Below are 22056 nucleotides of genomic sequence, written 5' to 3' on the forward strand. Positions count from 1 at the left end.
GCCGCGGGCCCTGGCCGTACCCCTGGAGTTTCCCCGTGACCGCACCCTCCGGAGAGCATTCCGGCGACCGTCTCACACACGTCGATGACACCGGCGCCGCCCGCATGGTCGACGTCTCCGAGAAGGCGACCACCGTACGGACGGCCGTGGCCGCCGGACGGGTGCGGGTGGCCCCACGGGTGATCGAACTGCTGCGGGGCGAGGGCGTGCCCAAGGGCGACGCGCTGGCCGTGGCGCGGATCGCCGGGATCATGGGAGCCAAGCGGACCCCCGACCTGGTCCCGCTCTGCCACCCGATCGCCATCTCCGGCGTCAAGGTCGACCTGACCGTCGCCGACGAGGCCGTCGAGATCACCGCGACCGTGAAGACCGCCGACCGGACCGGCGTCGAGATGGAGGCCCTCACCGCGGTCGCGGTGGCCGGCCTCACCGTGATCGACATGGTCAAGGCGGTCGACAAGGGCGCCGCGATCGAGGACGTCCGGGTGGTCAGCAAGACCGGCGGCAAGAGCGGCGACTGGTACGCCCCGGAGGCCTCGCGATGAGGGCACTGGCGGTCACCGTCTCCAACCGGGCCTCGGCCGGGGTGTACGAGGACCGGGGCGGCCCGCTGCTGGTCGCCGGACTGCGGCGGATGGGCTTCGAGGCGGACGGCCCGCGGGTCGTCCCGGACGGCGACCCGGTCGAGGCCGTACTGCGCGAGGCCGTCGCCGCCGGCTACGACGTCGTCCTCACCACCGGCGGCACCGGGATCTCGCCGATGGACCTCACCCCCGAGATGACCGCCCGGGTCATCGACCGTCAGATCCCCGGCATCGCCGAGTCGATCCGGGCCTACGGACGCGAGAAGGTGCCCACCTCGGCGCTCTCCCGGGGCCTGGCGGGCCTGGCCGGGCGCACCCTGATCGTCAACCTGCCCGGCTCCACCGGCGGCGTCAGGGACGGCCTGGCGGTACTGGAACCGCTGCTCGCCCACGCCGTGGACCAGCTCGGCGGCGGCGACCACCCCGCGCCGGCCGCGGGCGGCGACCGGCCCGCCCGGCCCGCCGCGGGCGAGGACGGCACTCCCGGGTCCGCCGCTGCCGAGGGAGGCGCGAACTGAACAGCGGCTGGCAGGTCGAGCTGCGCGCGGGCGAGGTCACGCTGCGCCCGATCAGGGTCCGTGACCAGCGCGCCTGGCAGGAGGTCAGCCGGCGGAACCGGGACTGGCTGCGCCGCTGGGAGGCGACCGTCCCGCCCGCGCAGCCCCTCAGGGCGGCCGGCCCCCGGCCGACGTACCGGCAGATGGTCCGCTATCTGCGCGGCGAGGCGGCGGCCGGGCGGATCCTGCCCTTCGTGGTGCTCTACCGGGGCGAACTGGTGGGGCAGCTGACGGTCGGCAGCATCACCTGGGGTTCGATGTGCTCGGCCAACGTCGGCTACTGGATCGACGAGGCGGTGGCCGGCCGGGGGATCATGCCGACCGCGGTCGCGCTTTCCGTGGACTATTGCTTCGGGGTTCTCGGCCTGCACCGGATCGAGGTCTGCATCCGGCCGGAGAACGGTCCGAGCCGCCGGGTCGTCGAAAAGCTCGGCTTCCGCTCGGAGGGAATGCGTCCACGATATCTGCACATCGACGGTGACTGGCGGGACCACCTGGTCTATGCGCTGACCGCCGAAGAGGTGCCGGAGGGCCTGCTCAACCGCTGGCGTGCGGTCAGTTACCGAGGTCACCACGGTAATTGAATATATGTTCGATTAGAAGATATCGATATGGCATCGCCACGCCCGCGAGTGGTCACAAATACCGGCAAAATAGTCGGAGAATCAGCTTGATCACACGACACGCCGCGCCAAATTGCTGCAGTGCCTTCGCCGACCCCCGTACCGTGTGAAAGGTGAGCAGCAGCGGCCTTATCTACGCAGTCATCGTAGGGGCCTGGGCTGCCTATCTGGTGCCGATGTGGCTCCGCAGGCAGGACGAACTCAACGAGGCTCGTCCTACGGAACGCTTCAGTACCGCGATCCGCCTGCTGGCCGGCCGTTCGGCGCTGGAGCGGCGGGCGGCCCGGTCCCTCGGTGACGATGACGACAGTCCGGCTTCGGAGCCGGTCCCCGGTACGGGGTCGGTGGACTCTTCGGAGTCCGCCGACGGGGGCGACTCGGACGTCCCCTCCCAGGCGGCCCAGGGGGCGCCGCACCGGGGGGCGCAGGAGTACCCCGGTGAGCGGCGGGCCCAGTTGCTGGCCCGGCGGCGGCGGATGGTCACCACGCTCTTCCTCGCCTTTGCGGCGGGCGCGGTGATCGCCGCGGTGGCGGGCGTGGCCTTCCTCTGGGTCCCGGCCGTCCCGGCGGCCCTCCTGACCTTCTACATCGGCTACCTCAGGCGGCTTGAGCGCCAGCGGTACGAGGTCAAGCTGGACCGCGCCCGTGCCGCCCAGGCCGCCGAGCGCCTCCGTGAGCGGGAGCGGGCCCGTGCGGGCCGTTCCGAGGCCGAGGAGGGGGACGGCTCGTTCCCTACCGAGCGGGGGGCTGAGCCGGCCACCGAGCGTGTGGACGGGCCGGCGGCGGAGCACGGGGCGGAGCGGCCGGCGGGCCGGGCGGGGGAGCGGACCCCCGAGCGCCCCGCCGACTCCGGGCGCCCGCGTCTGCGGGTGGCCGGGGCGGGGCACCGCGAGCCGGCCGAGAGCTCGGCCGCCGCCCTGGCGGAGGCGACCGACCACGAGGAGTGGGTGGACGGCATGCGGGAGAACGGTGCCGCGGGGCCGGAGTCCTGGGAGCCCGTCCCGGTCCCGCTGCCGACGTACGTCACCGCCCCGGTCGCCCCCCGGGTCACCCGGGGCCTCGACCTCAACGCACGCGACGCCTGGGACTCCGGCCGCTCCGCCGAGCCCCGCAGGACCCCTCTCTTCGACCAGTACGCCGAGGCCGCCCCGGCCGCGCCCGAGGTGGAGTACCTCACCCGCCCCCGGGCCGCCAACGAGTAGCCCGCCCCGTCTCCACTGCGCCCCGCCGCCGGTCAGCGACCTGCGGCGGGGCGTCCTGCTGTCAGGGGGGTGGTCACGAGCCCCCTCGAAAAGGTGCTAGAGTTCTTTCTCGTTGGGGCTGTGGCGCAGTCCGGTAGCGCACCTCGTTCGCATCGAGGGGGTCAGGGGTTCGAATCCCCTCAGCTCCACCCAACACGAAGGCCCTCCCGGGATCATCCGGGAGGGCCTTCGAGCGTCTGTGGGCAATTGGTGCCCGGGGGCCCCTGGCTGTCGTGGGATCAGCCAGGGGGCGGGGCCGGTCAGTTCAGGCGGGCCAGGTAGCCGTTGTCGACCAGCCAGAGGACGTTGAGGCGGGTCGGGGCGCTGGGGACGAGGGCGGCGTCGAGCTGGTACTGGAGGCCGTAGCCGGGCTGGCCGAACCAGGGGGCGATCGGTCCGGCGTGGACGGCGAAGGGCTTGAGGACGCGGTAGTCGTGGTAGTTGCAGGCGGCCGCGGGGTTGCCGTCGAGGCTCTGCGGAGGAATGGAGCGGGCGGCGTAGGGGAGGCCCTCGGGGGCGAGGAAGCCGCCGTACTCGCTGCCGTAGCGGTCGATGGCCTGGCCGGGGAACAGGCTGACGGTGAACTCGACGGGGGTGCCGTCGGGCCGCAGTACGTAGCCGTCGGAGGGCGGGTAGACCCAGCCGGGCGAACCGGAGTTGGCGGTGGGGCTGTAGTAGGTGGCGAGGAACTTCTCCTCGGTCAGGCCGCCGGTGCGCCGGTAGCCGATCAGCTCGCGGCCGACCTGGCCGGTCCTGGGCAGGTCCTGGGGGCCGAGTCGGGGGTCGCCGCCGTGGAAGTCGGCCGAGCACTCGTCCGCCGGATTCACCGGGCGGGTGGCCGCGGCGTGGGCGGCCGTCGTGTGGGCGGCAGCGGGACCGGCGGCGGGGCCGGTGGCGGCCGCGGCCGGTACGGCGGGGGCGAGGAGTGCGGCGGCCGCGAGGATCGGCGCTAGGAACGGGCGAAGGCGCACGTCGTCTCCGTGGTGGGAGGAAGGGTGGGCCCGGAGAGCGGATGGTCACCCTCCGTGCCCAGGTCGTCGCATAGGCAATCGGATCGGATGACGATCCGTCAATCGAACGGTCCCGCAGTGCTAAGCGGAGGGCCGGATTTCGGCCAACCGCCCGGAGAACGCGGCGGGCCCGGAGCCGTCGGTACGGCTCCGGGCCCGCGGTGGGTCGGCTCGGGTCAGCTGTGCGGACCGTGGGGCCGGGTGAGCCGGCTGCCGTGCGGGTGGCGGGTCAGTTTGTAACCCCCGACGCCGGCCAGGGCGGCCAGGGCGCCACCGCCGAGGGTCCAGAACCACCGGGTGTTCCAGCCGGAGAACAGGTTGGAGTACCAGTGCGTCTTCGCCGCGACCGGTGCGGCGGCCCGGGTGGCTCCCGAGCCGTCCGCCGCCGCGGTCGGTGCGGCGGAGGCGCCGGCGGCGGCCGATCCCGCGTTGACCGGGGGCGCCAGCGGCGCCTTCAGCTCGCCGCCCTCGGGCTGGGCGTCGTCCGGCCCGCCCTTGGCGGCGATGTGCAGCTTGACCTGGGCCGCGAGGCCGAGGTCCTGCTGGTCCACGTCGCTGGTGGTGAGCCGGATGTAGTAAGTCCCCGGCAGCGGGTCGCCTGACCAGGGCTCGGCCCAGGAGCGGATCTGCCGCAGCGTGCAACTGACCGAGAGCGAGGCGTCCTTGGGCGCCGCCGTCGCGTTCTGCGGCCCCGCGGTGCAGGACTGGCGGCGGCGCAGCCCGTCGAAGAGCTCCACCGTCCAGGTCTGCGGCGAGTGCCGGTCCATGCTGGGGGGCAGGGCGACGGTCACCTGCACGGTGTCGGTCTGCCCCTCGGAGGCGGGGAACGCCCAGTAGAGGTAGTCACCGGTGGAGGCGGCCACATCGGCTTCCTGGCCGGCCGCCAGGGTGGTCGCGGTCAGGAAGGAGCTGCCCGCGGTGGTGGCGGGGGCCTGGCTCCCGCCGGACGGGCTCGCCGAGGGCGAGGCCGCCGAGGCCGCGGGCGCCAGTGCGGGCAGCAGCCCGAGCGCCAGCAGCGCGCCCGCGGTGAGGCGGCGCGGTGCGGTGGTGAGTCCGGTGCGCATCGTCAGTTCTCCTGCCAGACGGCGATCCGCCAGCGTGCCAGCCAGCCGAAGATCAGGCCGGTCAGCAGGCCGGCACCGGTGAGCACCAGCAGCAGCACCCAGCCCCGGCCGAGTCCGGCGGCCGGGCCGTCGGGGGCGGGGGAGGCGGCGGCCACGTCCACGGTCAGCTCCAGCGGCAGGCCGGGGTCGGTGGACACGCCCGGCTGCGGGGCGAAGGAGTTGCTGACGACCAGACAGACCGTGTGGTCGGCGTTGGTGGCGGCCGAGCTGCCGGTCGTGGTGGTCCTGCCGACGGCGTCGGAGGCCGACCAGCGCACGCCGGTCGAGGCGACGTCGGTGCGGCCGCTGCCCGCGTCGGTGCCGCGGACCAGCTCCTGTCCGGTCGGGTCGGTGGCCTGGAGCAGTACGCCGTAGTCACGGGCGACCGCGCGGTCCATCGCGACGCTGACCGAGGCCCGCAGCTCCTGGCCCGCCTTGACCGGCACCCGGTAGACGCGGTGCTCGGAGAACTTCTCCCGGTCGCTGTAGACGCCGGGGGTCAGCAGCGGTGCGGTCTCGCACTTGTCGGTGCCGGCGGTCTTCGCGGGGGTGATCCGGTAGGTGTCCCCGGACTCCTTGACCAACTGCTTCACCTTGCCGGTGAGCTGCTCACCGGTGCGGACGTCGGTGTAGGTGCCGCCGGTCGCGTTGGCGATGCAGAGCAGCTGCTGGCGGGTCTTGTCGTCGTGGGCCAGGCCGAGGGTGTCGACCACCAGGTGGGTGCCCTGGGCGGCGAGTTCGCGGGCGACGTCGCAGGGGTCGGGTGGGGCGCAGTCGTCCTCGCCGTCCGTGATCAGGACGATCCGGCGGGTGGTGTCGCCGTTGCCGAGGTCCTGGGCGGCCCCGCGCAGCGCGAGCCCGATCGGGGTCCAGCCGGTGGGGCGCAGGGTGGCCACGGCGGTCTTGGCCTCGACCTTGTTGGTCTTGCCGATCGGGAAGAGCTGCTGGGTGTCCTTGCAGCCGATGGTCTTGTCGTTGCCCGGGTAGGTCGCGCCGAGGGTCCGGATGCCGAAGTCGGTCTCGGTCGGCAGCGCGTCGATCACCTCGTCGATGGACTGCTGGGCGACCGAGATCCGGCTCTTGCCCTGGATGTCGGCGGTCCGCATCGAGCCGCTGACGTCGAGGATCAGGTCGACCCGTGGCGCGTCGGAGCTGGTGGGGCTGGTGGGAGTGGTCTCGTCCGCCTGCGCGGGCAGCCCGCTGAGCAGGGCTCCGGCGGATATCGCCAGCGCGGCCAGCAGGCCCAGCGGCCGCCTGACCGGCAATCGTCGTCTCATGGTCGTCACGGGCCGCATCCTATGGATCATCAGTTTGGAAAGACCAATGCCCCATGGGTGCCCGAACTGCCTTGCCGGGGAAGGCCGGAGCGGGCTCGGCCGCCTCGGCGGACCCGGTGCGGCGGAGTGCGGTGCGCGGAGTGCGGTGCGAGGGTGATATCGGACACATCGCGATCATCGGCAAGAAGCATGACAAACGGCCGTCGAGGTCGAGGGGTGCGTCGCCGCGCGGAAGGGCCCTCCCGGCGGGCAGGCCGGGGGAGCGAGGGCGTCCTGCGGCCGGGATTCCGGCCACCGGCTTGGCGTGCGGGGTGTGTTGACGGCGTGTGCGGTGACCTGTCCACAGCCTGTGGGTGGGCCGGTCGAGGGCGATGGGTGTCTCCTGGCCGGCCGCTCGGGCACCGTCCGCGCCGTGGGTCTTGGCGATCCGGCGGGCCGGTCGGCCCGCCGAAGTGCCGCAAAGGCCCCGCCGCGCCGCCGGCTCGCTGTCCGGTCGGTGAGGTTTTATGCGACCATTCGTATAAGCATCCTCCCCGCTCAGAAGGAACCACCGCGTTGACCACCCAGAGTTCCCCCAGCGCGCGTCTGTTCAGACGGAAGCCGATCGACACCCTCATCTCCGAGGCCGGGTCGCCCGAGGGCCTTCCCGCCGGGGCTCCGGAGGAGGGCGGCCGGTCCGGGATCCATCTGCGCCGCTCGATCGGGCTCTGGCAGCTGTCCTCGATCGGCATCGGTGCGACGGTCGGGACCGGGATCTTCTTCGTGCTGAGCGGCGCGGTCCCGCAGGCCGGTCCCGCGGTGATCATCTCCTTCGTGCTGGCGGCGGTCACGGCGGGTCTGACGGCGCTCTGCTACGCCGAGATGGCCTCCGCCATCCCGGTGTCCGGCTCCTCGTACAGCTACGCCTACGCGACGCTCGGCGAGATCGTGGCCTTCGGGGTCGGTGTCTGCCTGCTGCTGGAGTACGGGGTCTCGGCCTCCGCGATCGCGGTGAGCTGGGGGCAGTACCTGAACAAGTTCTTCGATCTGGCCTTCGGCTTCAGGATCCCCGAGTGGATGGCGCAGCCGCCCGGTGACGGCGGGTACTTCAACCTGCCCGCCGTGGTCCTGGTGGCCATGGTGGTCCTCCTGCTGGTGCGTGGGGTCAGCGAGTCGGCCAAGGTCAACGCGGTCATGGTCGGTATCAAGATCGTGATCCTGCTGCTGTTCATCGTGATCGGCCTGACCGGCTTCAACTCCGGCAACCTGAGCCCGTTCATGCCGTTCGGCGTCGGCGGCGTCCAGGTGGCGGCGTCCAGCATCTTCTTCTCGTTCATCGGCCTGGACGCGGTCTCCACGGCCGGCGAGGAGGTCAGGAACCCGCGTCGCACCCTGCCGATGGCGATCATCATCTCGCTGGTCGTGGTCACCATGCTGTACATCGGGGTGGCCATCGCCGCGCTCGGCGCCCAGCCGTGGGGGAAGTTCGACGGCCAGGAGGCCGGGCTCGCCCAGATCCTCCAGGACATCACCGGCCAGAGCTGGCCCGGCCTGATGTTCGCGCTCGGCGCGATCATCTCGATCTTCAGCGTCACCCTGGTGGTGATCTACGGGCAGACCCGGATCCTGTACTCGATGGGCCGCGACGGCATGCTGCCGAAGAAGTTCGCCGAGATCTCCCCGAAGACCGGAACCCCGGTCTGGAACACCCTGGTGGTGGGCGCCGGCGTCGCCGTCCTGGCCGCCTTCGTGCCGCTGGACATCCTGACCGACCTGACCAGCCTGGGCACGCTGGTGGCCTTCTCGGTGGTCTCGGTCGGCGTGATCATCCTGCGCCGTACCCAGCCGCACCTGCCGCGCGGCTTCCGGGTGCCCGGCTACCCGGTGGTCCCGCTGCTCAGCATCGGCTTCTGCGCCTACCTGATCTCCGGGCTGCACCCGGTGACCTACCTGTTCTTCGGGATCGCGCTCGCCCTGGCGGCCGCCTTCTACTTCGGCTTCAGCGTCAAGCACTCCAAGCTCAACCGGGCCGAGAACGAGCTCAGCACGACCGGCTGAGCCGCGGCGGCGGGAGGAGCGGCCGAGGGGCCACCGGGAAGGCTTCCGGTGGCCCCTCGGCCGTTGCGGGCGCCTCCCCGTCCGGCATCCGGGATGCCGCAGGGGCGGATCGGGGGTTTGATGCGTAACGATGGGCCCCGGAGGCGGACCGAGCGGGGGAGTTCACGGGTGGCAGGGGAGTCGGGTATGGGCACCGGACGGCGGCGGTTTCTGGGGATGGCGGTGGGGACCGCGGCCGGGCTGAGCGCCTGCGGTCCCGCGGGTACGCAGGGTGGGGCGGCCGCGGCGGGCGTGGCGGGCAACGGGAGGCCGACCGGCGCACCGTCGCCGAGCCCGTCCGCGACCCAGGCCGAGAACGCGCGGCCCGGCGACGCCGACTGGGCGGTGAGCAAGGCCGGTCCGGCGCGGGCGATCGAGGGGTTCGCCGACCGGGTGAGTGTGCTGCCGGGGGAGCAGTTCGGTCTGCATGTGTCGACCACCGCGCCCGCCTACACCGTCTCGGCGTACCGGATGGGCTGGTACGGCGGTGCGCGGGGCCGGCTGGTGTGGCGCTCCGGGCGGCTGCCGGGCAGCAGGCAGGCCGATCCGACGGTGGACCAGCGGACCAGGGCGGTCCGCACCGACTGGGCCAGAAGCACCGCGGTGGACACCACGGGCTGGCCGGAGGGCGCCTACCTGCTCCGGCTGGACGCCGAGGACGGCTCGGGCCAGCGGTTCGTCCCGGTCACCGTGCGGTCGGCCGGCACAGCGGGGAAGACGGTGATCGTCAACGCCCCGGCCACCTGGCAGGCGTACAACGAGTGGGGCGGGTACAGCCTCTACAACGGTCCGACCGGTGGGCTGGCGACCCGTTCGCTGGAGGTGACCTTCGACCGGCCGTACCTGTACGACGACGGCGCCGGGCTGTTCCTGGTGTACGAGGCGCCGCTGATCGCGCTGGCGGAGAAGCTCGGTCTGCAGCTGGCGTACACCACCGGGGTGGACGTGGCACGCGATCCGGACCTGCTGCACGGGGCGAGGGCCGTGCTGTCGCTGGGACATGACGAGTACTGGTCGCCCGAGCAGCGGCAGCACGTCACCGCGGCCCGGGACGCCGGGACCAATGTGGCGATCCTGGGCGCCAACTGCTGCTTCCGCCGGATCCGGTTCGAGCCCTCGGAGCTCGGGCCGGACCGCACCGTGGTCTGCTACAAGGGCGCCTGGCAGGAGGACCCCGGCTACCGGTCGGGCAAGCCCGCGACCACCGACTTCCGGGAGCAGCCCGGGGCCGACCCGGAGAGCTCACTGCTCGGGGTGATCTACGACGGCTACCCGGTGGACGCCCCCTACGTGGTGACCAACCCGGGCCACTGGCTGTTCGCCGGGACGGGGGTCGGGCAGGGCGACGGCTTTCCGCACCTGGTCGGGGTCGAGTACGACCGGGTGCTCACCGGCTTCCCGACACCGAGGCCGATCGAGATCCTGGCGCACTCGCCGGTGGTCTGCGACGGGCGGCGCAGCTTCGCGGACTCCGCCTACTACACGGTGCCCAGCGGTGCCGGGGTGTTCGCGAGCGGGACGATGCGCTGGGTGGAGTCGCTGGACGCCAACGGCCCCGGCGGCGGCCGGGCCGACCACGGGATGGACGCCAGGGCCGGAGCGATGACCCGGCAGGTCACCGAGAACCTGCTGCGGGCCTTCGCCGCCGGCCCGGCCGGGCGCAGTCACCCGGCCAGTGACAACGTCGAGGCCGTCTACGGGAAGGGCTGAGCGATCGGGAGGAGCTGCGCGGGACGGAGCCTGGGTCAGCCGTCGTTGCCGACGGCCAGCACCGTGGCGGCGGCGGGCGCGGCGGCCTCGGAGCCGTGACCGCCGCCCTGGACCTCGGCGGCCACCGCGAGGTTGTCGCGGTAGGCGGTGAACCAGCTGTTGTCCGAGGACTGGCCGCCGACCTGGGCGGTGCCGGTCTTGGCGCCGGTGTCCCCGCCGATCCCGGACATCGCGGAACGCGCGGTGCCGCTGGTGACGGTCAGGTGCATCATCCGGCGCAGCGACTTCAGGGTGGACGAGGAGAGCCTGCCCCCGGCCGGGACCTGGTCGTAGCCGGGGATGAGGATCGGCTGGTGGAAGGTGCCGTTCTGGACGGTCGCGGCGACCGAGGCCATGGTGAGCGAGTTCATGGTGATCTGGCCCTGGCCGATCAGCTGGGCGGCCCGCTCGGTGGCGCTGCCCGGGGCCGGGACCTTGGCCGGGGACAGCTTGAGGCCGGTCTTCCAGGTCGGGCCGATGCCGAAGAACTTCCGTGCGGTGTCCTGGAGTTGACTGCCGGTGAGGGTGGTCATGCCCTGCTGGATGAAGGCGGTGTTGCAGGACTGGGCGAAGTCCTTGCTGAAGCTCCAGCCCTCGCCCGACTCGTCGTCGTCGTTCTTGAAACTGAAGCCGTTCACCGAGTAGTTCTGCTTGCAGGGCATGGTCGCGTCGGCGGAGACGCCGCTCTCCAGCAGGGCGGCGGCGGTGATCACCTTCATGGTGGAGCCGGGGGCGATCGCGCCGAGGAAGGCCCGGTTCTGCCCGGCGGCCGGGGCGTTGGCGAAGGCCAGGATGCTGCCCGTGCTGGGCTCGACGGCGACCAGGGAGGCGGGCTTGCCGTCCCCGCCGGAGGCCTGCCGCACGGCCTTCTCGGCGGCGGCCTGGAGCTTGCCGTCGATGGTCAGCCTGGCCTTCTGGCCGCCCTTCGGCTCGGTGACGGTGAAGAGCTTCTCCTGGCTGCTCTGGCCGCTGTCGTCGGTGATCACCACGGCGGTGCCGGCGGTGCCGGGGGCGCCCTGGGGCACCCGGTCGGCCAGTTCGCCCAGCAGCGGTTGCAGCGAGGGGTAGTCGGCGAGGGAGCCGCCGTCGCGGTCCGTCAGCGAGGTGGCGGAGGAGGCGGGCAGCGGGCGGACCGAGATGCTCCGGCCCGGGGTCAGATGCGGGTGGATCACGGTCGGGGCCCAGTGCACGGCGCTCTTGCCGTCGTTCATCTCGACCATCGGGACCGTGCCGTCGTAGCTCCACGGCGTCGGGCTGCCGGTGAACCGCACGGTGGCCCTGAACGTCAGTGGGACCTGTCCGGCCGGGGTGGAGGGCGCCGGCGAGGGGGCCCCGGAAGCGGTCGGCGCTCCGGTGAGGGTCAGCTCGATCGAGCTCGGCCCGACCTTCTCCTGGAAGGCCGCCAGCATCGCGGTGGCGGCGTCGGGCTGGTCGGTCAGCGCGGCCGCGGTCTTCAGGTCGCCCTTCGCCCAGGCGGCCAGGAAGGCCTTCGCCCCGTCCTCGGCCTGCTGCCGGGTGGGGGCCTGGGCGGTCGCCGTACGGACGTGGGGCTCCGCGTCCGACTGGCCCGTCCGCCCGTCCATCACCGCACCGGCGATGTTGTACACCCCGTACCCGGCGACCGAGAGCATGCCGGTGCAGACGACGCCTATGCCGATCTTCACGCCCTTGTGCATGATGCGGTTTCCCCCCGCGGCTAGAGAGTGTCCGACCCACCCTAGGGGGACGGTTCCGTCAGCCCCATGCGGAGTCTGCACTCGTGACATATTCGGTATCGGAGGTCTGGACCTCAGGGGTGGGTCCGGCGTCAGATCCAGCTGGTGAACCACATCCTGGCCCGCCAGTCGTCCATCGGGATCATCTGGCCGGTGTACAGCGGGAGGAAGTACAGGAAGTTCCACATGATCGCCAGCACCAGCAGCGCCGCCGCCGTGGTACCGATCACCCGGCGGTCGTGGGTGGCGTTCGGCGGGCCGATCAGCGCGCCCACCAGCATCGTCACGGCCAGCACCAGGAACGGGACGAAGGCGACCGCGTAGAAGAGGAAGATGGTCCGCTGCTGGTACATGAACCAGGGCAGGTAGCCGGCCGCCAGGCCGCAGAGCACCGCGCCCGCCCGCCAGTCCCGCCGCAGCGCCCAGCGGTACAGGCAGTACGCCAGCGCGGCGATGCCCGCCCACCACAGCAGCGGTGTGCCGATGCCGAGCACCTCGCGGGCGCACTCGTTGGCGGTGCAGCCGGACTGGCCGTGCTTCGGGGACTCGTAGAAGTAGGAGACCGGCCGGCCCAGGAACAGCCAGCTCCACGGGTTCGACTGGTAGGTGTGCGGGTCGCGCAGGTTGACGTGGAAGCTGTACATCGTCGCGTGGTAGTGCCACAGGCTGCGCAGCGCGTCCGGCACCCAGCTCATGTCGAACTGGAACGGCATCTTCACGCCGAACACGTACTCCGGCGAGAGCCCGGCGCGGTGCACCGCCCAGTCCCGGCCGTAGCCGCCCTGGCCGGGGACGGCGCTGCTGAGGAACCAGCCGGTCCAGGAGGCGAGGTAGACCGCGGTCGCGATCAGCGAGAGCAGCGGCAGCGCGACCGTCGCGTCCCACAGGCCGAGCCGCAGCCAGTGCCTGGCGCCCGCCATCCGCCGGGCGCCGATGTCCCAGCAGGCGCCGAGCAGCCAGAACGCGACCAGCACGTACATCCCGCTCCACTTGGTGGCGCAGGTCAGACCGATGCAGACGGCCGCCGCAAGCCGGTACGGGCGCCAGCCCAGGCTCAGCCACTCGCCGCCCGGCCGGGTCTCCAGCCGCCGGGCGATCAGGGCCCGGGTGCGGTCGCGGTCCAGTAGCAGGCAGCCGAAGGCGGCCAGCATCCAGAACATGACGATCAGGTCGAGCAGCGCGGCGCGGCTCATCACGTAGTGCAGGCCGTCGACGCTCAGCAGCAGGCCGGCGACGCAGCCCAGCAGGGTCGAACGGAACAGCCGGCGGGCGATCCTGGCCAGCATCAGGATCGAGACGGTGCCGAGCAGCGCCACCATGAACCGCCAGCCGAACGGGTGCATCCCGAACAGTTGCTCGCCGATGCCGATCAGCCACTTCCCGACCGGCGGGTGCACGATGTACGCCGCGTCGGTGCGGAACGGGACGCTCGGGTGCGGCGCCACGATCTGCGAGTTGGCGTCGTCCGGCCAGCTGGTCTCGTAGCCGACGTGCCAGAGCGCGTAGGCGTCCTTGGCGTAGTACGTCTCGTCGAAGATCAGGGAGTTCGGCTCGCCGAGGCCCCAGAAGCGCAGCACCCCGCCGAACAGGGCCACCGCGAGCGGGCCGATCCAGCCCGACCAGCGGCAGAGCCAGGACCAGAGCGGGGCCGGGAGGGCGATGCCGAACCGCGCCGCCAGCGGTGCGGGCGGGACCAGGCGGGGCGTGACCCCGGGGCCGTCCGGCATCGGGGGGACCAGCTGCTCGGCGGGCTCGGGGCGGACCGGCGCCTGGTAGCCGTACCGGGCCAGACCGCGTGCCCAGACCGAGCGCGGCGGGGCCGACGCGCGAGGGGCGGGGACGGCCGCCGCGGGCGGCCGGCCGTCGGGCGCGGGCAGCACGGCGAGGCCGCCCTGCTCGGGGTGGTCCACGCCAACGGGCCTCTCGGGTGCCTTCTCGCCGCTCACCCGCCACATCGTAGGGGCGGGGCATGAGCAGGCAAGGGGGAAACCCTGCGGGACGGAGGGAGAGCCCGGGGCAGAGGGGGACCGGAGGGGCGCGGGGCCCGGCGCGACCGCGCGCGGGCAACGGCGGCGCGGGCGCGGGGTCTTCCGCGCGCGCCGTCAGGTGGGCCGAACCGTGTGCGGCCGGGGGAGTGTCCGCTCTGGGAGGATGGGGGTGTGACAGGAGTACTGGTTCTCGCAGGAACGCCCATCGGTGATGTTTCGGACGCGCCGCCCAGGCTGCTGACCGAGCTGGCCACCGCGGATGTGATCGCCGCCGAGGACACCCGGCGGCTGCGCCGGCTGACCCAGGCGCTGGGGGTCACCCCGGCGGGGCGGGTGGTCTCGTACTTCGAGGGCAACGAGGTGGCCAGGACGCCCGAGCTGGTGGAGGCGCTGCGGGGCGGCGCGCGGGTGCTGCTCGTGACGGACGCCGGGATGCCCTCGGTCTCGGACCCGGGCTACCGGCTGGTCGACGCCGCGGTGAACGCCGAGATCAAGGTGACCGCGGTACCGGGCCCGTCCGCGGTGCTGACCGCGCTGGCGCTGTCCGGCCTGCCGGTGGACCGGTTCACCTTCGAGGGCTTCCTGCCGCGCAAGTCCGGCGACCGGTCCAGGCAGCTGGCGGAGATCGCCGCCGAGCCGCGCACCATGGTGTTCTTCGAGGCCCCGCACCGGATCGCCGAGACCCTGGCCGCGATGGCGGAGGCGTTCGGCGCGGACCGTCCGGCGGCGGTCTGCCGCGAGCTGACCAAGACGTACGAGGAGGTCAGGCGCGGCCCGCTGGACGAGCTGGCCCGGTGGGCGGCGGACGGCGTCAAGGGCGAGATCACCGTGGTGGTCGCGGGCGCTCCGCCGGCCGCGCCCAAGGAGTACGGCCCGGCGCAGCTGGCCGAGCTGGTGGCGGCCCGCGAGGAGGCCGGGGAGCGCCGCAAGGAGGCCATCGCGGCCGTGGCGGTGGAGCTCGGGCTGCCGAAGCGGGAGGTCTTCGACGCGGTGGTGGCGGCCAAGACCGCCCGGCAGTAGGGGGCGGGGCCGCCGCCGGTCCCACGGCCGGCCGGTCCGGGCACGGCGCCGACCCGCGGGCCGGGTTCACCCGAACGTCGCAGCTCAGGATGCGGGTGCCGGAGCCCTGAGCCGGTCCTACCCTGGAAGGAAGCGCCGGGACGTGCCCCCGATCCGTCGGTCGTACGCGGCTTTCTACAGCCCTCTCCAATTCGGCGCCAAGACTTGGCAAGCCGGGTAGCGGAAGGCATGTCCCGGGCATTCCCTGAGAGGGAAAGACCCGAGCCGGACGGGTGTCCGGCGGGCGCTGGGAGACGGCTATGAGCGAGACGATCGGTAGCCCTCTGAGTGGTAGTGCAGTGCGCGACACCGGGTCGGCCGGGCTCGGCCTGACGAGCAGGCCGGCCACCCCCGTGGAGACCGTCCGGGAGGCTTACTCGTTCGCCTGCCTGAGCTGCGGTTACGGCTGGGAGCAGGCGTACGAGATCGAGCACCACGTGTCCAAGGACGGGCACACCGTGTTCGAGTACCACGCGAACGGTGTCCGGGTGCCGTCGCCGCTGCTCCAGCCCACCTGCCCGGGCTGCGGCGGGCACAAGGTGCGGATCATGAGGGCCGGCCGGGTCGCCAGCGCCGAGCAGTCCTGGCACCACGGTCCCGGTTACGCCAGGCACGCCGAGCCGGATGACGCGCCGGTCGACCGCCCCGTCCGGGTGCGACGCGGGTTCCGCGCGTGGGTGCGGAGCATGTTCTCCAGCGCCGCCTGAACCGTCCCGCGCGGCGGAGGGCCGCGGTACGCATCCGTGTACGAAGGAGCCACCCTCGAACAAGTCGGTCGAGGGTGGTTCCTTCGCGCGACTAAGATTTCTGAGCATGGCGGCCACTGAAGACCACAGCACCACCGAGCGCCCGGACTCGGCGTACTACGTCACCACCCCGATCTACTACGTGAACGATCGCCCGCACCTGGGCCACGCGTACACGACCGTCGCGGGCGACGTGCTCACCCGCTGGCACCGCCAGCGCGGCGAGCGAGTGTGGTACCTGACCGGTACGGACGAGCACGGTCAGAAGATCCTGCGCACGGCCGAGGCCAACGGCGTCACCCCGCAGGAGTGGTGCGACAGGCTGGTCGAGGAGGCGTGGAAGCCGCTCTGGCAGCACCTGAACATCGCCAACGACGACTTCATCCGGACCACCCAGGAGCGGCACACCGACCGCGTCCAGGAGTTCGTCCAGGACCTGTTCGACAAGGGCGAGATCTACAAGGGCGGCTACTCCGGCCCGTACTGCGTCGGCTGCGAGGAGTACAAGCTCCCCGGTGAGCTGCTGCCGGGCGCGAGCGAGGACGAGAAGCTCTGCCCGATCCACAAGCGTCCGGTCGAGTGGCTGGAGGAGGAGAACTACTTCTTCCGGCTGTCCGCCTACGGCCCGAAGCTGCTGGAGTTCTACGCCGAGAACCCCGACTTCATCGCGCCCGCCTCGGCCCGCAACGAGGTGCTGCGCTTCGTCGAGCAGGGCCTGCAGGACCTCTCGATCTCCCGGTCCACCTTCAACTGGGGCGTGCCGCTGCCCTGGGACGAGAAGCACGTGCTGTACGTGTGGGTGGACGCGCTGCAGAACTACATCACCGCCGCCGGTTACGGGGCGGACCAGGCGCGCTTCGAGCAGCTGTGGCCGGCCTCGGTGCACCTGGTGGGCAAGGACATCCTGCGCTTCCACGCGGTGATCTGGCCCGCGATGCTGATGGCCGCCGGGCTGCCGCTGCCCAAGCGGGTCGTCGCCAACGGCTGGCTGATGGTCGGCGGCGAGAAGATGTCCAAGTCCAACCTGACCGGTATCGCGCCCACCGACCTGACCTCGCACTTCGGCGTGGACGCGTACCGCTACTACTTCCTGCGGGCGATCCCGTTCGGCACCGACGGCTCGTTCTCCTGGGAGGACTTCACCGCCCGGTACACCTCCGAGCTGGCCAACGACTTCGGCAACCTGGCCTCGCGGGTCGCGGCCATGGTCGGCAAGTACTTCGAGGGCTCGCTGCCCGCCGCCACCGCGCACGGGGAGGCCGAGCAGGCCGTCGCCGACGCGCTGGTCAAGGCCACCGGGCTGGCCGACCGGAAGATCGGCGAGGAGCTGGACTTCGCGGGCGGCATCGCGGCGGTCTTCGACTTCATCAAGCTGGTCAACGGCTACCTGACCGAGCAGGAGCCGTGGAAGGTCGCCAAGGACGGATCGGAGGAGGGCCAGGCGCGCCTCGCCAGCATCCTCTACACCGCCGCCGAGGCGCTGCGGGCCACCGCCGTGCTGCTCAACCCGCTGATGCCGGTCGCCGCGCAGAAGCTGTGGGACTCGCTGGGCGCCCAGGAGTCGCTGGGCGCGCTGGAGGCGCAGACCATCGCCACCGTCGCCGACTGGGGCCGGCTGCCCGCCGGGTCCACCGTCACCAAGGGCGACATCCTGTTCCCCCGTCTGGAAGAGAAGCCGACCGCCTGATGGCCGACAACAGGGACGACCGCTCGACCCCGCCGCCGCTGCCCGAGCCGCTGGCGGTGGCGGTGGCCGACTCGCACACCCACCTGGACATGCAGTCCGGCACTCCCGCCGAGGGGCTGGCCAAGGCCGCCTCGGTCGGGGTGACCACGGTGGTCCAGGTGGGCTGCGACGTGCCCGGCTCGCGCTGGGCGGCGTCCCTGGCCAAGGAGTTCGAGCAGGTGCACGCCGCCGTGGCGCTGCACCCCAACGAGGCGCCGAGGATCTTCCTCGGCGACCCCGACGGGTGGTCCGGGCAGCGGCGCCCGGCCGGCGGCATGACCGCGCTGGACGCGGCGCTGGCCGAGATAGACGGGCTGGCGGCGCTGCCGCAGGTGAAGGCGGTCGGCGAGACCGGGCTGGACTACTTCCGTACCGGGCCGGAGGGCGTGGACCTGCAGAAGGAGTCCTTCCGCCGCCACATCGAGATCGCCAAGCGGCACGGCAAGGCCCTGGTGATCCACGACCGGGACGCCCACGAGGACGTCATCGCGGTGCTGCTGGAGGAGGGCGCCCCCGAGCGCACGGTCTTCCACTGCTACTCCGGTGACGCCGAGATGGCCAAGGTCTGCGCCGAGCACGGCTGGTACCTCTCCTTCGCGGGGCCGGTCACCTTCAAGGCCAACCAGCCGCTGCGGGACGCCCTGGCCGCCACCCCGCTGGACCGGATCCTGGTCGAGACCGACGCCCCCTTCCTCACCCCGCACCCGTACCGGGGCCGTCCCAACGCGCCGTACCTGATCCCGGTCACGGTCCGCTCGATGGCGGCGACGCTCGGCCTGCACGAGGACGAGCTGGCGACCGCGATCGCGGCGAACACGGCGCGGGCGTTCGGGTACTGAGGTACCGGCGCGACCGCGACTCGCACGAAGATCGGATTGTGGAGAGACGATTCGGCACCCTCGGCGCGCCGCCATGCTGGCTAGCATGAGTGCAGTGAGGGAGGTGGCGATGACCGCCGAGCCGATCGACTGGATGAACGCACCGTCCCAGGGCTGGACGTACGAGCAGGTCAAATACCTCGACCTGCCGTTCGACTGGGAGCTGGTGGACGGAGTCATCGTGCCGAGGGGTCTGGCGAGCATGTGGCATGACCAGGTGCGCAACGCGCTGTACAACGCCCTGCGCGGCGCCCGGGTCGAGTCATACGCGGGGAGCGTCGAGAGCTGCGTCCTACTCGACGAGCACAACACGTGCAAGCCGGACGTCGTGGTCTTCGACAGGACCGGGCTTGATGTCTTCGAGCCGGAGTGCCTTCCAGTGGAGTCCGTAGTTCTCGCGGTCGAGGTCGTCTCGCCCGGCTCGCGGGCCACCGATCGTTTCCGCAAGCCCGCGCAGTACGCCGAGAAGAAGATCCCCTACTACTGGCGGGTCGAGCGCGGCATCGACAACCTCCCCGTCGTCCACGAGTTCCACCGTGACGAGGAGAAGGGCGTCTACCTCCCGGTCGCCCAGCACGAGCACGTGCTCCGCACCGAGCTGCCCTACCCCGTCGAGATCGACCTCGGGAAGGCCGTCGAACTCTGACCACCGCTCCCGCCCGTATCCTTGGCGCGTGAGCAGCACTGACCCCACCCCTTCCGACAGCCACCTCCTCGGCGCCTCCGACATCCGCGAGCTGGCCGAGGCGTTCGGCGTGAAGCCGACCAAGCAGCGTGGGCAGAACTTCGTCATCGACGGCAACACCGTGCGACGGATCGTCCGGGCCGCCGAGGTGACGCCCGAGGACGCGGTGGTGGAGGTCGGGCCGGGGCTCGGGTCGCTGACCCTGGCACTGCTGGAGGTCGCCAGGCACGTCACGGCGGTGGAGATCGACCCGCTGCTGGCCCAGCACCTGCCGACCACGGTCGCGGCCCGGATGCCCGAGAAGGCCGAGAAGTTCAACCTGGTGCTCTCCGACGCCATGGAGGTCACCGAGCTGCCCGGCCCGGCGCCGACCGCGCTGGTCGCCAACCTCCCCTACAACGTGGCCGTCCCGGTGCTGCTGCACATGCTGGCCACCTTCCCGAGCATCGAGCGCACCCTGGTGATGGTGCAGTCCGAGGTCGCCGACCGGCTCGCCGCCAAGCCCGGCAACAAGGTGTACGGCGTGCCGTCGGTCAAGGCCAACTGGTACGCGGACGTGAAGCGGGCCGGGGCGATCGGCCGCAACGTCTTCTGGCCCGCGCCGAACGTGGACTCCGGCCTGGTCTCGCTGATCCGCCGGGAGCCCCCGAAGACCGCCGCCAGCCGGGAAGAGGTGTTCGCCGTGGTGGACGCCGCCTTCGCCCAGCGCCGCAAGACCCTGCGGGCCGCGCTGGCCGGCTGGGCCGGCTCCCCGGCCGCCGCCGAGCAGGCGCTGGCCGCCGCCGGGATCGACCACAAGCTGCGCGGCGAGATGCTGACGGTGGAACAGTTCGCGGCCATCGCCGAGCACAAGCCGAAGGCGCACCAGCAGTGATCAAGGTGAGGGTGCCCGCCAAGGTCAACGTCCAGCTGGGCGTCGGCGGTCTGCGGGCCGACGGCTTCCACGACCTCGCCAACGTCTTCTTCGCGGTCGCCCTGGGCGACGAGGTGACGGCCGAGCCGGGCGAGGGCGTCACGCTCACCTGCAGCGGGCCGGACGCCGCGAGCGTGCCGCTGGACGACAGCAACCTCGCCGCCCGGGCGGCCCGCCTGCTGGCGGCCCACCACGGCTTCACGCCGAACGTCCGGCTGCACATCGCCAAGGCCATCCCGGTCGCGGGCGGGATGGCGGGCGGCAGCGCGGACGGCGCCGCCGCGCTGGTGGCCTGCGATGCGCTCTGGGGCCTGGACACCCCGTTCGAGACGCTGCTGGAACTCGCCGCCGAGCTCGGTTCGGACGTGCCGTTCGCGCTGGTCGGCGGGGTCGCGCTGGGCCGTGGCCGGGGCGAGATCCTGCAGCCGCTGCCGGTTTCCGGTGCGTTCCACTGGGTCTTCGCGGTCGCCGACGGCGGCCTCTCCACCCCGGCCGTCTTCCGTGAGTGCGACCGGCTGCGCGAGGAGGCGGGCACCGGTTCCTCGGAGGCCGACGTCCCCACCCCGGACGCCGACCCGGCACTGCTCGCGGCACTCGCCGACGGCGACCCGGTCGCACTGGCCGCCGCCCTCACCAACGACCTGCAGGCTCCGGCGATCTCGCTGCGCCCCGCACTGGCGGACACCCTGCGGGCCGGCACCGAGGCCGGGGCGATCGGCGCTCTGGTCTCCGGCTCGGGGCCGACCTGCGCGTTCCTGGCGAAGGACGCGGAAGCGGCGGCCGCCATCGCCAAGTCCCTCGAGGCTTCGGGGACTTGCCGGGCCGCTCACGCTACGTACGGTCCGGTGCCCGGCGCCCGGGTGCACTGAGCATCCGGGGCGGCAGGGGTCCCGTCCCGCCGGGAGAGTGGGGGCGCCGGTGGCTCAGGGCCGCTCGGTACAGCCGGGAGCCCGCCGCCGGTGGCTCAGGGCAGCTCGGTGCCGGACGGCCTGCTGATCCTGGCCGTGCCCGCGGCGAGGTCGATACCGGTGCGCTTGGGGGCGCCGTCGTGCTCGTCGTCGCGCAGCACCAGGGCGATCCGCCGTTCCTCCAGCTGGACCCGCTTGCCCGGGTAGAGCAGGGCGTGCAGCTCCTCGGTGGCGGTCGCCCCGGCGCCCCGCGTACCGGGCTCGGCGTACACCGCCAGCCGGCCGGGGAGCAGCCCCCGGCGCTGGGCGCGGGCGAGGGCCGTCTTCACGGCGGCCGCCAGGAAGAGCGGGACCACGATCAGCAGGACCGCGAACGGCCCGGTCAGTAAGCGCACCATGAGTGGGGAACGCCCGCGCGCGGGAGGCCGTTCCGCTGGATCTTGTTCAGGATATTACTTTGACCGCCGTGCTGAGGCTGTCGGAAAGCCCCGCTACGCTCCCGCCGGAACACGGGAGGTACGGGGATGGAACAGCAGGCCGCAGGTGCGGAGGAGAACGCCGGAGCGCGGCGCGTGCCGGCGAAGGACCCAGGGCCCAGCCGGCTGCTGACGGCGGTCGGCACACTGTTCGCGGTGGGGGTGCTGGCGCTGGCCGGCTGGCTGGTGCGCTTCCCGGCGGACGAGCTCCGCTACACGTCCGGGACGTCCGGCACGCCGGGCACCTTCACCGCTGCCCACTGCCACACCGTGGGCGCGGGGAAGGGCCGCCAGCGCGTCTGCCAGGGCCCCTTCGTCCCGCACGACGGTTCGCCCACCGACCCGGCCGCGCACATCACCGACGCCCGGGTGGACGTCGGCAAGCCCGCCGAGCTGCGGCGCACGGACGGCGGCGGCTACGTCCAGCCCGGGGTGCTGAACGCGGGGATGGACCTGGCGGGGATCTTCGGCATCCTCTGCGGGGCCTCGTTCCTGCTGATGCTCCCGGCCGCCGGGCCTCGGAGGGTCAAGGTCGAGAAGGGCGTTCCGCTGCGGGCCAACCCGCAGCCCTGGGGGACGCTGATACCGCTGCTCCTCGGCCTGTTCGTGTTCTGCGGGGCGGCCGCGATGCTGAGCCTGTTCGGGGCGCTGGCGCTGGGTGCGATCGGGGCGATCTTCTTCTAGTCCACCCGGGGGACGGCGACCACTAGGCTGGTAGCTCGGAGAACACTCCCGACCCCTC

20 protein-coding genes and 1 tRNA gene are annotated in these 22056 nt (G+C 72.5%); 15 read left to right on the forward strand and 6 right to left on the reverse strand.

The window, feature by feature from the left end; all coding sequences use genetic code 11:
- The first annotated feature begins 104 nt into the window (after window positions 1-104).
- The 5 genes from moaC (at window position 105) to ACSMTC_RS22005 (ending at window position 3154) form a co-directional block, all read left to right on the forward strand.
- Window positions 105-545, forward strand: a complete 441-nt coding sequence (gene moaC / locus ACSMTC_RS21985; RefSeq protein ID WP_436564764.1) for a cyclic pyranopterin monophosphate synthase MoaC — start codon at window positions 105-107, stop codon at window positions 543-545.
- Window positions 542-1102, forward strand: coding sequence for a MogA/MoaB family molybdenum cofactor biosynthesis protein (locus tag ACSMTC_RS21990; RefSeq protein WP_436561424.1), 561 nt, complete (start codon window positions 542-544; stop codon window positions 1100-1102). The genes moaC and ACSMTC_RS21990 overlap by 4 nt, the downstream gene beginning before the upstream one ends.
- Window positions 1099-1725 carry a GNAT family N-acetyltransferase gene (locus ACSMTC_RS21995; RefSeq protein ID WP_436564765.1) on the forward strand — a complete coding sequence of 209 codons (627 nt, stop codon included), beginning with the start codon at window positions 1099-1101 and terminating at the stop codon, window positions 1723-1725. Before ACSMTC_RS21990 ends, ACSMTC_RS21995 begins: the two co-directional genes overlap by 4 nt.
- 152 nt (window positions 1726-1877) lie before the next feature.
- On the forward strand, window positions 1878-2966 hold the full coding sequence (gene sepX / locus ACSMTC_RS22000; RefSeq protein ID WP_436561425.1) for a divisome protein SepX/GlpR: 1089 nt from the start codon (window positions 1878-1880) through the stop codon (window positions 2964-2966).
- A 114-nt stretch (window positions 2967-3080) separates the two neighbouring features.
- Window positions 3081-3154: transfer RNA gene (locus tag ACSMTC_RS22005), tRNA-Ala, on the forward strand.
- 111 nt (window positions 3155-3265) lie between these two features.
- Here ACSMTC_RS22005 and ACSMTC_RS22010 read toward each other — a convergent pair.
- From ACSMTC_RS22010 to ACSMTC_RS22020, 3 genes are all read right to left on the reverse strand, one after another.
- Window positions 3266-3976, reverse strand: coding sequence for a TNT domain-containing protein (locus ACSMTC_RS22010; RefSeq protein WP_436561426.1), 711 nt, complete (start codon window positions 3974-3976; stop codon window positions 3266-3268).
- A 215-nt stretch (window positions 3977-4191) separates the two neighbouring features.
- A complete protein-coding gene (locus ACSMTC_RS22015; RefSeq protein WP_436561427.1) occupies window positions 4192-5079 on the reverse strand; it encodes a peptidase in 888 nt (295 codons plus the stop codon).
- A 2-nt stretch (window positions 5080-5081) separates the two neighbouring features.
- On the reverse strand, window positions 5082-6413 hold the full coding sequence (locus ACSMTC_RS22020) for a VWA domain-containing protein (protein ID WP_436561428.1): 1332 nt from the start codon (window positions 6411-6413) through the stop codon (window positions 5082-5084).
- Window positions 6414-6950: 537 nt separating this feature from the next.
- Here ACSMTC_RS22020 and ACSMTC_RS22025 point away from each other — a divergent pair.
- Together ACSMTC_RS22025 and ACSMTC_RS22030 are read left to right on the forward strand one after the other, a co-directional pair.
- Window positions 6951-8432 (forward strand): APC family permease, encoded by a 1482-nt coding sequence (locus tag ACSMTC_RS22025; protein WP_436561429.1) that lies wholly within the window; start codon window positions 6951-6953, stop codon window positions 8430-8432.
- 186 nt (window positions 8433-8618) lie between these two features.
- Complete coding sequence (locus ACSMTC_RS22030) at window positions 8619-10181, forward strand: N,N-dimethylformamidase beta subunit family domain-containing protein (RefSeq protein WP_436561430.1); 1563 nt, start codon at window positions 8619-8621, stop codon at window positions 10179-10181.
- Window positions 10182-10216: 35 nt separating this feature from the next.
- Here the strand turns inward: ACSMTC_RS22030 and ACSMTC_RS22035 are convergent, their stop codons facing one another.
- The gene (locus ACSMTC_RS22035) at window positions 10217-11896 is read right to left on the reverse strand and encodes a penicillin-binding transpeptidase domain-containing protein (RefSeq protein ID WP_436561431.1); all 1680 of its coding nucleotides are present in this window, start codon (window positions 11894-11896) and stop codon (window positions 10217-10219) included.
- Window positions 11897-12027: 131 nt separating this feature from the next.
- Window positions 12028-13881, reverse strand: a complete 1854-nt coding sequence (locus tag ACSMTC_RS22040; protein WP_436561432.1) for a dolichyl-phosphate-mannose--protein mannosyltransferase — start codon at window positions 13879-13881, stop codon at window positions 12028-12030.
- 213 nt (window positions 13882-14094) lie between these two features.
- Here ACSMTC_RS22040 and rsmI point away from each other — a divergent pair, with 213 nt between their 5' ends.
- From rsmI to ACSMTC_RS22075, 7 genes are all read left to right on the forward strand, one after another.
- Entirely contained in the window at window positions 14095-14943 is an 849-nt protein-coding gene (gene rsmI / locus ACSMTC_RS22045; RefSeq protein ID WP_436561433.1) for a 16S rRNA (cytidine(1402)-2'-O)-methyltransferase, read from the forward strand.
- A gap of 338 nt (window positions 14944-15281) precedes the next feature.
- Window positions 15282-15689 (forward strand): hypothetical protein, encoded by a 408-nt coding sequence (locus ACSMTC_RS22050; RefSeq protein ID WP_436561434.1) that lies wholly within the window; start codon window positions 15282-15284, stop codon window positions 15687-15689.
- A gap of 106 nt (window positions 15690-15795) precedes the next feature.
- Entirely contained in the window at window positions 15796-17415 is a 1620-nt protein-coding gene (metG, locus tag ACSMTC_RS22055; protein WP_436561435.1) for a methionine--tRNA ligase, read from the forward strand.
- Entirely contained in the window at window positions 17415-18293 is an 879-nt protein-coding gene (locus ACSMTC_RS22060) for a TatD family hydrolase (RefSeq protein ID WP_436561436.1), read from the forward strand. Before metG ends, ACSMTC_RS22060 begins: the two co-directional genes overlap by 1 nt.
- An 85-nt stretch (window positions 18294-18378) precedes the next feature.
- Complete coding sequence (locus ACSMTC_RS22065; protein WP_436561437.1) at window positions 18379-18978, forward strand: Uma2 family endonuclease; 600 nt, start codon at window positions 18379-18381, stop codon at window positions 18976-18978.
- 28 nt (window positions 18979-19006) lie between these two features.
- Entirely contained in the window at window positions 19007-19891 is an 885-nt protein-coding gene (gene rsmA, locus ACSMTC_RS22070; protein ID WP_436561438.1) for a 16S rRNA (adenine(1518)-N(6)/adenine(1519)-N(6))-dimethyltransferase RsmA, read from the forward strand.
- Entirely contained in the window at window positions 19888-20799 is a 912-nt protein-coding gene (locus ACSMTC_RS22075; RefSeq protein WP_436561439.1) for a 4-(cytidine 5'-diphospho)-2-C-methyl-D-erythritol kinase, read from the forward strand. Before rsmA ends, ACSMTC_RS22075 begins: the two co-directional genes overlap by 4 nt.
- 95 nt (window positions 20800-20894) lie before the next feature.
- Here the strand turns inward: ACSMTC_RS22075 and ACSMTC_RS22080 are convergent, their stop codons facing one another.
- Complete coding sequence (locus ACSMTC_RS22080) at window positions 20895-21236, reverse strand: DUF6191 domain-containing protein (protein ID WP_436561440.1); 342 nt, start codon at window positions 21234-21236, stop codon at window positions 20895-20897.
- A gap of 126 nt (window positions 21237-21362) precedes the next feature.
- On the opposite strand from ACSMTC_RS22080, the gene ACSMTC_RS22085 reads away from it, so the two are divergent.
- Entirely contained in the window at window positions 21363-21998 is a 636-nt protein-coding gene (locus ACSMTC_RS22085; protein ID WP_436561441.1) for a hypothetical protein, read from the forward strand.
- Window positions 21999-22056 lie beyond the last annotated feature (58 nt).

The organism is Kitasatospora sp. HPM-01-4, assembly GCF_051374625.1.
GTDB lineage: Bacteria > Actinomycetota > Actinomycetes > Streptomycetales > Streptomycetaceae > Kitasatospora.